This window comes from Candidatus Mycalebacterium sp. (assembly GCF_977828045.1).
In genome coordinates this window covers 1-11,713 of sequence record NZ_CDWCUL010000016.1, presented here as the reverse complement: position 1 = coordinate 11,713, position 11,713 = coordinate 1, and the positions used below count along the sequence as shown (strand labels likewise).

Genomic DNA, 11,713 nt, shown 5'->3' with positions numbered 1-11,713 from the left:
GTAATTGCGGATAAATAAGAATTAGCGTCTTTCGCTTCTTTCGCTTCTGGGGCGGGCTTGATTAACTCTCAAGTTTCTTTCGTTCAGAACACTGTCGTTAAGTCCTTCAATGGCTTTTTCACCTTCGGACTGTTCACCCATTTCCACAAATCCAAATCCTTTTGAATTTCCGGTCTCCCTGTCTTTTATTATGTTCACACTCACAACCGAGCCGTGCTGAGAGAATAACTCCCTGAGCTCATCTTCGGTCGTGTTGTAAGACAAATTGCCTACATAGATATTCATTGAAATCTCCTTCAAGGTTTTTTGATTTTCGGATTAATCCGATATAGATAACCAATCGTCCGTTAGTGTAATACCTAATTGTTAAACTTTCAAGACCTTCTGCTTGAACTTGTTTTTAAGGCGCTAACCTATACCCCTGCATACGCTCCCGTGCGGGTCGCACCTCAATTTCGCGCAAATTCTGGTTGTTTTCATCAAAAACCAGATGCATTTCATCATAAAAAATCTCTTCGGGCACGGTTAGAGAAAAATCTTGTTGCGCTCTGTCAGAAGGTTGAATGGTTCTCCGCCAAGTCTCCGCGCCATTGAGATAGAGGACGAGAGTTGAGCCTTCTATTCTGTCGTAATTTCCATTCCTGGACACGATTAGAACCGTGCCGCCCCCGAAGCCATCTGTTGCGGCCGTCCAGTCAAAGATTACGCTTTTGTTCAACGCGTCAGTCGGGTGAAACTGAATTGAGCAATCGTTGCTGGAGAATGTCGTTCCGCAATCGTTGCCCAGGGTGATTTTGCCGTCTATAAGGTTCCCCGTTTGCTCAAGAACCGCCGCCGGTCTGGAGTCAGAGAGTGATCCGACTGCATTGCTGTTGTAAACTGTGGTTATGTCTGTCGTCAGGGTTATGCCCGATACAAGATCCCGCGCGATGTTTCTGGAAACACTTATGGTTTCGATGATAGAGAATCGTTCAAGTTCAGCGAATTGAATTCTCTGCTGGTATTCACGGGAGACGCGTTTGTGCCTGTTTTCCCACGGTGAAGCGGTTTCGCCGGACGTGTAAAACTCTATGTGCTCGCGCGGCGTTTTTGACGGAATGTATGTCAGCCGGACGCCAAATCCGTAGTCGCCGTCTTTGACTTTTTCGTCAGTCTCGTATTTGAAGTCAGCCGTAAGCAGGGGAAACGGACTCACTCCGGCGCGGAAGATAAACCCTTTTATGTCCGGTCTGTCATACTTAATTGTCAAAGGCAAGACCGGAATACTGACTCCTCTGTTCCATTTGTAATATCTGGCTTCAAGGTCAATCCACGGAACAATGGCGTGGCGACCTATCAGCCCCACATCCCAACCGTTCGGGGTGTAGGCATAGCGGGTCCCGCCGTCAAGAAACTGGCCGTTGCTTATGCGCCAGTATCTGTTTGCGTATAAATCCACATACTTTGTGTTGATTTCTCCGCCCCACGAAAAACGGTGGTGCGTGCCGGGGTCATTCAGGTAGTCATAAAAGAAATTAAAACCGACAACGAAAACATCATCAAAGTTGCCGCGAATAACTCCGCCGCCAAACAGTCCAAGGTCTTCGTCTCTTATCTGCGCTCCGCTCTGGACAAGAACCGCAAAATTGCCGGAATCAATCGGCGCAAGAACCGTGTCAAACTGGAACACATTTTTCCGTCCTCTCCCAAGGGCGTTCTGCCATTCAAGATTGAGTTCGCTTAGAAAAGAGAGGCGCTCGGCTCTTTCTTCCAGTGCGTCAATGTGTTCGTTCGCAAAAGAGTTTGCAACGGCGACTGCGCGCTGAGTTAATTGTTCTTTGAGATTGCCGCTATCAATGCCGACAAAAATAGTTTCCAGGTCGGATGAGGAAATTTTTATTTCGTCAAAATACGAGGATCTTCCGCCGAAGTCCGGAGCGGGTGGCGCCGCCTGCACAAGAAGACCGCCGTCAAACCGCTCTGCAAAAACAGACGGTGTTAACAGACCCGGAAGCAGTAAAGCAACCGCCAAAAAATATCTCAATTGCATATAGCGCATATCTTTCTCTCACACCTCTCAAAAAAACTGAAACCCTCATAACAATACGGCGAATAATTTCCCGTATTGTATAGAACAGAAATCTACAAAACAACAAAACTTTCAATACATCCGCGCAACTTTCAGTTTATTTTTGTGCCGGACATAATTTCGCCCGCCGAGGTTGCGGCAAAACCTTTCAAAATCGGAGTGTCGGAGATTATCGCCTGCGAGAGAACCTTGTCCATGTGCTCCACGAATTTTACCTCAACGCCTTTTTTGGCTTCTTCGGGAACATCTTCCATGTCTTTTTCGTTTTCAAGCGGAAGGATTACAGTTTTCACTTTTCCGCGCTGAGCGGCAAGGATTTTCTCTTTGAGCCCGCCGATTGGAAGCACCTGCCCGCGAAGCGTGATTTCGCCCGTCATCGCTATGTCGCGCTTGACGGGTTTTTTCAGCAGCGCCGATACAATCGCCGTAACAATTGCAATTCCGGCGGAGGGGCCGTCTTTGGGGGTCGCGCCTTCGGGAGCGTGAATATGAATGTCAACCATCTGGTAAAAATCCCTGTCAAGACCGAGCTGCGCCCCGCGCGAGCGGACATAACTCATCGCCGCGCGAGCCGATTCCTTCATAACGTTTTCGCCTTCAGGTTTGACGCCCGTAACGGTGAAACTGCCTTTGCCCGGAACAATGGCGACCTCTATCGTGAGCAGTTCGCCGCCGACTTCCGTCCACGCAAGACCCGTTACGGCTCCAATCTGGTGGTCTTTCTCTATCTCTCCGTGCTTGAACTTCGGCACTCCGAGATAGGAGTTGATGTTTTTAGCGGTTATTTTGATTTTCTGCTGTTTGGTCTCAGGCTTTTTGGACTGCGTTCCCGCTTTGTCTTCGGCAACTTTTCTCGCCACTTTTCTGCACAGTTTCGCGATTTCGCGCTCAAGAGTTCGCACTCCCGCCTCCCTTGTGTAGCGGCGTATCATTTCAAGCAGAGCGGGATCATTGACCGACATATAGTCATCTGAAAGCCCATGCTCTTTGGTTTTTTTGCCGAGCAAAAACTTTTTGGCGATGTGAAGTTTTTCGTCCTCCGTGTAGCCCGGAATGCGAATTATTTCCATTCTGTCCTGCAACGCCCACGGAATCGTGTGGATTATGTTCGCGGTTGCGATGAACAATACTTTTGACAGGTCATAGTCCGCCTCTATGTAATGGTCGTTGAAGTTCAGGTTCTGCTCAGGGTCAAGGCATTCAAGCAGAGCGGACGCGGGGTCGCCCCGGAAGTCCATTCCGAGTTTGTCTATTTCGTCAAGCAGGAAAACCGGGTTGTTGGTTCCCGCTTTTTTCATTCCCTGAATAATTTTTCCCGGTAGCGCGCCGATGTATGTTCTGCGGTGTCCGCGAATTTCGGATTCGTCTCTGATGCCGCCGAGTGAAACACGCACAAACTTTCTTCCCATTGAGCGGGCAATTGACTTCGCCAGTGAGGTTTTTCCCACGCCCGGGGGTCCCACGAAACACAGAATTGGACCGCGCAGTTTTTCCGTGAGTGAGCGCACGGCAAGATATTCAAGTATGCGGTCTTTGGGATCTTTCAGGCCGTAGTGATCTTCATCAAGGATTGTTTTCGCCTCTTTTATGTCAAGGCGGTCTTTTGTGGACTCTTTCGTCCACGGCAAATCCATTATCCAGTCCACATAGTTTCGCACAACGGTTGCCTCGGCGGACATGGGCGGCATCATTTTGAGTTTTTTGAGCTCCTTGCGAACGCGCTCCTCAACACTCTTGGGAAGCCCCTTGTCTTTGAGTTTGCCCTCAATCTCCTGAACATCGGACTTCATATCGTCTTTTTCGCCGAGTTCCTTCTGAATGGCTTTCATCTGCTCGGTCAAATAGTATTCGCGCTGGGATTTTTCCATCTGACGGCTCACCCTTTTGCCGATGCGCTTTTCTATTTCGAGAATTTCCACCTCTTCCTGCATTTTTTCGTGCAGTTTTTTCAGACGCTCTTCGGGGCTTACCGTTTCAAGCAAGTCCTGCTTGTCGCTGATTTTGAGGTTAAGGTGGGACGCGATTGTGTCCGACAGTCTGCCGGGTTTCTCAATGGCGGAAACCGTTGAAAACACCTCGGCGGGGATTTTTCTATTCAGTTTAATGTATCCCTCAAACGCTTTGAGAACTGAGCGTTTAAGCGCGTCCACCTCGGCGCTTTCGGGCTCTGAGGGCTCCTGCATCTCCAAAACCCTGACGCGGTAGAAATCCGAAGTTTCAACATACTCCTCTATGTGTCCGCGTTTTTTGCCCTCAACAAGAACCTTCACCGTGCCGTCCGGCAGGCGGAGCATCTGCGCCACTATGCCGATGACGCCGGTTGAGTAAATGCCGTCTTTTTTGGGTTCGTTTTCGCTCGCATCAACCTGAGTGCAGAGAAAAATCTCCTTGTTCGTGTTCTCCACCTCTTCTATCGCCTTGATTGAACGCGTGCGGCCGACAAACAAAGGGGCAACCATGTAAGGGAACATAACAACGTCCCTGAGGGGAAGCATGGGGATTTCTTTGAGGTTTTTATCCGGACTCACTTTTGTGTCTCCCTGGCGCTTTTTTAAGCGCGCCACCCCGTCTTTATTTCAAGCCACCACATAGAGATTATATAATCACGCACGGAAACATATCAACCACTGCAAGAGAAATTATTTTTTCGCGGTCTCGCGGTTTTTTGCCTGTTTTTTGCCCGTTGGAGCCGCGGGCGGACTTTTGAAGTTGCCGATTTCCCCTTATAGTTTTTGAAGTTTGTTAACAAGGAGGGGTTTATTATGGTTATTGGAAAGAAAATGCAGGACGCCATAAACAAGCAGATTAACGCCGAGTTATATTCGTCGTATGTGTATCTGGCAATGGCTGCGGACTGCGAAACAAAAGGATTTGTCGGCTTCGGGAAATGGATGAGAAAACAGAGCGAAGAGGAAAACGCACACGCGATAAAACTTTTTGATTTCGTTCTTGACAGGGGCGGACGCGCGGAGTTGCAGGCGATAGACAAACCGAAATCGTCTTTTGGCTCGGTTAAGCAGATGTTTGAGCAGTCTCTCAAACACGAGCGCCTCGTAACGGACATGATCCACAAACTTCACGCGCTCGCGGTCGCTCAAAAGGACCACGCAAGCGCCGTTATGCTTGAATGGTTCATAGAGGAGCAGGTGGAAGAGGAAAAAACCGCGACTGAAATCCTTGACTCCCTGAAACTGGCGGGAACAAACCCTGCCGCGCTTCTTATGCTTGACAGGGAAGTTGGCGCGAGAGAAACAGCGGAGTAAAGCGGTTCGCGGGGTTAGCGCTCCGAAACGCTGAGCATTCTGTCTATCGGTTTTTTCGCCCGAACGGCCAGATTTTCGGGCACTTTCACTTCGTATATCTCATCGGTGAGAGAGAGCAGAACCTTTTCAAGCGTTATCATTTTCATATATTCGCAAACCGCTTCGGTGCTGGCCGGAAAAAACTTTTTGCCGGGATTCTCTTTGCGGAGGCGGTGAAGCATTCCCGTTTCCGTGGCTACTATGAACTCATCTCCGCCGTCCCGCGCGCGCGCGGTCATTCCCGAAGTTGAGAGAAATCTCACATCTTTGGCGACTTCCCCGTCCGAAACGCTGTCATAGAGATAGTGCGTTGTACATCCGCATTCGGGGTGGACAATCACTTCGGCGGCGGGATGCTCGTCCTTGACGCGCTTTATGTCTTTCACCTTGATGCCCGCGTGAACATGGCACTCGCCGGGCCAAATCTCCATTTTCCTGCCCGTTACCTTTGAAATATACGAACCGAGAAAAATGTCCGGCAGGAACAGGATTTTTTTGTCCGGCGGAATGGACTCCACAACCTTGACCGCGTTTGACGATGTAACGCAGTAATCGCTTTCGCTTTTGACCGCCGCAGATGTGTTCACATACGATACCACGACCGCGCCGGGGTGCTCGGTTTTCCACTCTTTGAGTTGCGCGGCGGTGATTGTGTCTGAAAGCGAACAGCCCGCATTTTTGTCGGGAATAAGCACTTTTTTATCGGGCGAGATTATGCTCGCGGTTTCCGCCATAAAGTGAACGCCGCAGAAAACGATGATTTCCGCGTCCGTGCGCGCGGCGGTTTGCGACAGACCGAGCGAATCGCCCACATAATCGGCAACGTCCTGAACTTCGGCAATCTGGTAGTTGTGGGCGAGGATAACGGCGTTTTTCTCTTTTTTGAGTTCCGCCACTTGCCGGGCAATATCTTTCCTTTCGTCCGCCATTTCTAACTCCCGTTGAAGGGAGTTTTAATTATAGCATATCGGGGAAAAGAGAAATTAGGGCGCGGGAACCACGGGCACCGCAATAACAAAGATTTCGCGGAAGTGTCCGATTCCAGCAAGGGTCATCACCATTCTGTCAAAAATGATGTCCGGAGGCAGTGTAATAGTGAGGATAGCGTCCGGGCGGTCAGCGGGGCCCGTTGCTGGTGTGGTGTGGACAACCGTTCCATCACGGCTGAATGCGATGATTAAACCGTCTATTTTACTTCTGGACGCTGTCGGGGAGAATCTGAGTGGAATCCGCACCCGTCCCATGGTGTAGTCAGTGTCCTCTCCCGACCAGTCAAAGGTTATCGTATCCCCGTTAGAGTCAATCGTATGAACCTGAAAGTCGCAGTTCGGATCGGTAAATGGTCCTTCGCAAATATTAGCACCACTGTTTACTCTATCTATCATGTTGCCCAACTGCTCAAGAGTCGCGGCAGGGTTGTTCCTTACAATATTCGTTTCTCCGGCGCCCGGACTCTCCCTATACCACCAGTCGGTAACCGTGGTCGTCAGAGTCGTGCCCGGCACAAGCAGAGGCGCGATGTTGCGCGGCTCCGGCGGTGGCATCGGCTCCGGCTCTGGCATCGGCTCCGGCTCCGGCTCAGGCTCCGGCTCTGGCTCCGGCTCTGGCTCCGGCTCAACGATGACCGGTAGAGCGAAAAAGTGAATTCTCTGCTGGTATTCGCGGGTCGCGCTACGGTGCCTGCTCTCCCACGGCGAAGCGGTTTCAGTCGGCATGTAAAACGCTATGTGCTCTTTCGCGGTTTTGGACGGAGTGTATGACAAACGCACCCCGAAGCCGTAATCATTTTCATCAATGCTTTCGGCAAGGTCGTATTTGAAATCAAAATTTAGCAGGGGAAACGGGCTGACTCCCGCGCGGAAGAAAAATCCTTTTATGTCCCGTGCATCGGCGTCCACAAAACCGCCAATCTCTTTTTTTATGTTCCATTTGTAATATCTGGCTTCCAGATCAACCCACGGAACAAGCGAGTGGCGGCCGATGAGCCCCACATCCCAACCGTCGGGCGTGTAGGCGTAGCGGGTTCTGTTATCAAGCGATTGACCGTTGCTTATGCGCCAGTATCTGTTTCCGTATAAATCCACATACTTTGTGTTGATTTCTCCGCCCCACGAAAAACGGTGGTGCGTACCGGGGTCATTCAGGTAGTCGTAAAAGAAATTAAAACCGGCAACGAAAACATCATCAAAGTTGCCGCGAATAACTCCGCCCCCAAACAGTCCAAGGTCTTCGTCTCTTATCTGCGCTCCGCTCTGAACAAGAACCGCAAAGTTGCCGGAATCAATCGGCGCAAGAACCGTGTCAAACTGGAACACATTTTTCCGTCCCACAAGGGAGCTCTGCCATTCAAGATTGAGTTCGCTTATAAAGGAAACACTCTCGGCGCTTCTTTCCATCGCGTCTATGCGTTCTTCCGCGAAAGCGTCCACCGCGGCGAGCGCGCGGGAAGAGAAGAAATTTTCAACGTTTTCTTTGAGATTGTTGTTTTCAATTCCGCCGACAACGGTGTGAAGGACGGAAGGGGAAATTTTTATTGAGTCAAAGTATGAGGTTCTGTCTCCGAAATCGGGAGCGGGAGGAGCGACTTGCGCGAGAATGCCGCCGTCAAAACGCTCTCCAAAAGCGGACGGTGTAAGCAGACCCGGAAGCAGTAAAACTGCCGCCAAAAAGTATCTCAGTTGAATATAGAGCATATCTCTTTCTCACATACCCCACCCCAAAAAAACCACAGGGGCGATTATATAAACCAAAATAAGAAATTTCAACACCGTCCCCGCGCCAATTTTGGAACAAAACCTCAAATCATATCCAGACTGATGTCCAGAGCGGGCGCGGAGTGCGTGAGCGCGCCGACCGAAATTATGTCAACGCCGGTTGAGGCGACCCGCTTCACATTTTCAAGCGTAACGCCGCCGGACGCTTCAACAAGTATTTTCCCGTCCACAATCCGTACCGCCTCTTTCATCAAATCTATGCTCATATTGTCAAGCATAACTATGTCCGCCCCCGCCTCAACCGCTTCTGAAACCTGATGCAGTTCCTTCGCCTCAACTTCAATGGGAAAACGCGCGTAGTTGTGCTCGGACGCGTTCGCGCCGTTTTTGACCTTCACGACCGCGTTTTTCACGCCGCCCGCGAGTTTTATGTGGTTGTCTTTTATGAGAATGCCGTCGTAGAGACCGAACCTGTGGTTTCCGCCGCCGCCGAGCCGCACGGCGTATTTTTCAAGTTCCCGCAAACCCGGAGCGGTTTTGCGCGTGTCCACCACGCGGGCGCCCGTGCCTTTGACCTCTTCAACGAACCGCGCCGTGAAGGTGGCTATTCCGCTAAGGCGTTGGAGAATGTTGAGCGCAAGCCGTTCGCCCGTGAGTATGTGTTTTTGCGAGCCGGTTATGGAAACGATTTCAGAGCGGTCGGCAAGCGCGTCTCCATCAGTTTTAGAGGTTTTCCATTCAAGGTTTTTGTCAAGTTTTTCAAAAACAAGGCGCGCCACCTCAACGCCCGCAAGAATTCCGGGCTGTTTCGCGCGCACAATCGCACGGCACGGAACATCGGTTTCAAAAAGCAGGTCGGTCGTAACATCTCCGCTTCTCACATCCTCCTCAACGGCCGTTTCTATGAGGCGGTCAACCTTTTCAGGGTCAAGAACGGGCGGTTTTCTATCGTTCTTCAAAGTTCCTCCAATCGGGGATTCAGCCCGCCCGAATTCTTGCCGAAAACGCTGTGTTTGCAAAATTTCGGGTCGGTCTCCGGAAAGTCGCGCCTTATGTGAACCCCTCTGGTTTCCTCTCTCATAAGAGCCGCGCGCGCCATCATAAGGCAGGCGGTCGCCATCGCGGCAAGCCGGTCGCCCCTCCATCCCGCAATATCCTCCGCCTCGCCGAGCGTGTTTTCAAGATATGCGATGAAACTTTTCATCTCGCCCGCCTCTCTGACTATGCCGAGAAGAGAATCGGCTTTTGACACAATCGTCCGGATGAGTTCGGAATACCTTTCGGCGCTTCCCCCGCCCGAACGCAAGACCGGTCGCGCGGGAAGGTCGCGCGGGAAAGGGGCGGTGTTTTCCGCCGCACTGTGCGCCGCGCGTTTTGAAAAAACAAGACATTCAAGCAGGGAGTTGCTCGCGAGGCGGTTCGCGCCGTGAACGCCCGCGCAGGCAGTTTCGCCGCAACAGTAAAGCCCTTTCAAACTCGTTTCGCCGCCGAGCCCGCTTTTCACCCCGCCGATTGTGTAGTGCGCGGCGGGGGCGACCGGAATTGGCTCCGAAAGGCAGTCAACGCCGTTTTCAAGGCATCTGCGGTATATGTCGCCAAACCGGTTTTTTATAACTTCGGGGCTCACATCCGTAAGGTCAAGACAGACAAAATTCCTCCCCGATTCGCTCATCCGCGAATGTATCGCCTTTGAAACCGCGTCTCTGGGCGCAAGGTCGCCGAACGGGTGGCGTCCCGCCATAAACCCTTCGCCGTTTTCATCAACGAGGCGCGCGCCCTCACCCCTGAGCGCTTCGGATATGAGAAAACATTTCCCGCTTTTGGAATAAAATGCGGTTGGGTGAAACTGCACAAACTCCATGTCCATTATCTCCGCGCCCGCCTCGTAAGCCATACGTATTACCTCGCCTTTGGCGGCTTGCGGGTTTGTTGTTCTGCCGAAAAGCGCGGCGGCTCCGCCCGTGGCGAGAATTGTTGAGCGCGTCCGCACTTCACCGGGCTCGCGGTCGGGACCGACAGTCCATGCGCCGAAACAACGGTCTCCCGAAGAGATTAAGCCCTCAACCTCAGTTCTCTCGAAAAGCGCGACACCTTTTTCCTTTTCAACGGACGAAATGAGAAATTCCACCATTTTTCTGCCGGTCGCCGCTCCGCCCGCGTGGAGAACACGCCGCTTTGAATGCCCGCCTTCAAGCCCCAAATCAAAGCCGTGCCGGTCTGAATCAAACTCCATTCCGAACTCCGCCATTTCAATCACCCGCTCCCTGCCCTCGCGCACAAGAACCTCAACCGCCTCCGGGAAGCATAAACCGCAGCCCGCTTTGAGCGTGTCGTCCGCATGAAGAATGGTTGAGTCCCCAACGTCAACGGCGGCGGCTATTCCGCCCTGCGCCCAGTATGAGTTGCTTTCTTTGAGGGTTGTGCGCGTAACAAGCGCGACTTTTGAGCCGTATGAGGCGGCGCAGAAAGCGGCATAAAGCCCCGCAAGGCCGCCGCCTATCACAAGAACATCCGTTTCCAAAACCTGTTTGCTCACTTTACAACGCTCCGGGGCACGGGGTTTATCGCTTTGAGAAGCGCCTTTTCAAGTTTCTTAAGAATATCGGGATTTTCCACTTTGCGTCCACCGCGCCGCGTAACATAGAAAACATCAAAAACCTGCTCCGCCCGCGTTGAAACCTTGGCGTAAATTATTGACAAATCCATGTCCGAGATAACGTTTGAGATTTTGTAGAGAATGCCCGGCTCGTCATTGGCGGCAACCTCAACGATGGTCGCCCTGTCTGATGAGATGTTGTCAAAAAAAACGCGCGGCGGCTGGGGCGGCACAGTTTTGCGGTATGAGGGACTTTTCCCGCGCCTTTTCAAAACCGCTTCCAAATCCAGTTTTTCCGAAAGCGCGTTTTTTATGTCATCGTTGAGTTTCTTCCATAACTCAGGGCTGTCAGACGCGGACTTGCCGAGTTTGTTCACATACAGAATGTCCAGAACATTGCCGCTTGAAGAGCCCTCCGCCCTCACGCCCATTATGTCAAGACCGTTCGCGCTCATTGCCCCGCAAAGCGTGCGGAAAAGTTTTTTGCGGTCTTTCCCCCAAAAGGTGAACTCGTCAAAGCCCTCTTTTTCGTGGTGAACAACCTCGGTGGCAACGCCTCCGCGCCGAGCCGATTTCATAAGGCGGAAGTGCCTTTCCATATCAATCGGGGAATGGCTGAACAGATACGATTCGGGCATGGTTTTGATAATACGCGCCGCCTCGCGCTCGGAAATCGCGCCTTCGGAAACACGGGCGATTTCCGAGCATACCATTTTTTTTCTCGCGGCAAACGAGCGCGCCCGGTCAACCTGCCCGCTCTCAAAAATCCGTGAAGCGGAAAAAAACAGCCTCCTCAAAAGCATTCCCTTCCAGTTGTTCCACACATCGCCAACCGAGCGCAAATCCGCAAAAGTGAGTACGTAAAGAAGCGCAAGACGCTCCTCGTCTCCGACCGTGCGGGCGAATTTTGAGACGAGTTCAATGTCGTTTATATCCTGCTTTTGCGAAAAATCGGACATAACTTGATGGTTCTCAATCAGGAACTCAAGCACCTCGGCATTGCGCCCCGAAAGCCCCATTCGGCGGTTGATTT

The 11,713-nt window shown here is 51.6% G+C and carries 9 protein-coding genes; 1 reads left to right on the top strand and 8 read right to left on the bottom strand.

Annotated elements, in window-relative coordinates:
• Nucleotides 1-21: 21 nt before the first annotated feature.
• The 3 genes from ACY430_RS05330 to lon form a co-directional block, all read right to left on the bottom strand.
• Nucleotides 22-285, bottom strand: a complete 264-nt coding sequence (locus ACY430_RS05330; protein ID WP_462137854.1) for an RNA recognition motif domain-containing protein — start codon at nucleotides 283-285, stop codon at nucleotides 22-24.
• A gap of 115 nt (nucleotides 286-400) precedes the next feature.
• Nucleotides 401-2,023, bottom strand: a complete 1,623-nt coding sequence (locus tag ACY430_RS05325; protein ID WP_462137853.1) for an inverse autotransporter beta domain-containing protein — start codon at nucleotides 2,021-2,023, stop codon at nucleotides 401-403.
• Nucleotides 2,024-2,160: 137 nt separating this feature from the next.
• The gene (gene lon, locus ACY430_RS05320; RefSeq protein WP_462137908.1) at nucleotides 2,161-4,563 is read right to left on the bottom strand and encodes an endopeptidase La; all 2,403 of its coding nucleotides are present in this window, start codon (nucleotides 4,561-4,563) and stop codon (nucleotides 2,161-2,163) included.
• A gap of 267 nt (nucleotides 4,564-4,830) precedes the next feature.
• Here lon and ACY430_RS05315 point away from each other — a divergent pair, with 267 nt between their 5' ends.
• Nucleotides 4,831-5,331: a ferritin gene (locus tag ACY430_RS05315; protein WP_462137852.1), complete on the top strand. Its 501-nt coding sequence runs from the start codon at nucleotides 4,831-4,833 to the stop codon at nucleotides 5,329-5,331.
• A gap of 14 nt (nucleotides 5,332-5,345) precedes the next feature.
• Here the strand turns inward: ACY430_RS05315 and nadA are convergent, their stop codons facing one another.
• From nadA to ACY430_RS05290, 5 genes are all read right to left on the bottom strand, one after another.
• Entirely contained in the window at nucleotides 5,346-6,299 is a 954-nt protein-coding gene (nadA, locus tag ACY430_RS05310) for a quinolinate synthase NadA (RefSeq protein WP_462137851.1), read from the bottom strand.
• Nucleotides 6,300-6,353: 54 nt separating this feature from the next.
• Nucleotides 6,354-8,036: an inverse autotransporter beta domain-containing protein gene (locus ACY430_RS05305; RefSeq protein ID WP_462137850.1), complete on the bottom strand. Its 1,683-nt coding sequence runs from the start codon at nucleotides 8,034-8,036 to the stop codon at nucleotides 6,354-6,356.
• Nucleotides 8,037-8,167: 131 nt separating this feature from the next.
• Complete coding sequence (gene nadC / locus ACY430_RS05300) at nucleotides 8,168-9,043, bottom strand: carboxylating nicotinate-nucleotide diphosphorylase (protein ID WP_462137849.1); 876 nt, start codon at nucleotides 9,041-9,043, stop codon at nucleotides 8,168-8,170.
• Nucleotides 9,040-10,620, bottom strand: coding sequence for an L-aspartate oxidase (gene nadB / locus ACY430_RS05295; RefSeq protein ID WP_462137848.1), 1,581 nt, complete (start codon nucleotides 10,618-10,620; stop codon nucleotides 9,040-9,042). Before nadB ends, nadC begins: the two co-directional genes overlap by 4 nt.
• Nucleotides 10,617-11,713: hypothetical protein (locus ACY430_RS05290; RefSeq protein WP_462137847.1), on the bottom strand; the 1,097-nt coding region annotated here is incomplete at its 5' end. The genes ACY430_RS05290 and nadB, both read right to left, overlap by 4 nt.

Bases quoted from the DNA above. Each gene is read 5' to 3' on its own strand.
- ACY430_RS05315 (WP_462137852.1), top strand. From the start codon at position 4,831: ATGGTTATTGGAAAGAAAATGCAGGACGCCATAAACAAGCAGATTAAC.
- nadA (WP_462137851.1), bottom strand. From the start codon at position 6,299: ATGGCGGACGAAAGGAAAGATATTGCCCGGCAAGTGGCGGAACTCAAA.
- lon (WP_462137908.1), bottom strand. From the start codon at position 4,563: ATGCTTCCCCTCAGGGACGTTGTTATGTTCCCTTACATGGTTGCCCCT.
- ACY430_RS05330 (WP_462137854.1), bottom strand. From the start codon at position 285: ATGAATATCTATGTAGGCAATTTGTCTTACAACACGACCGAAGATGAG.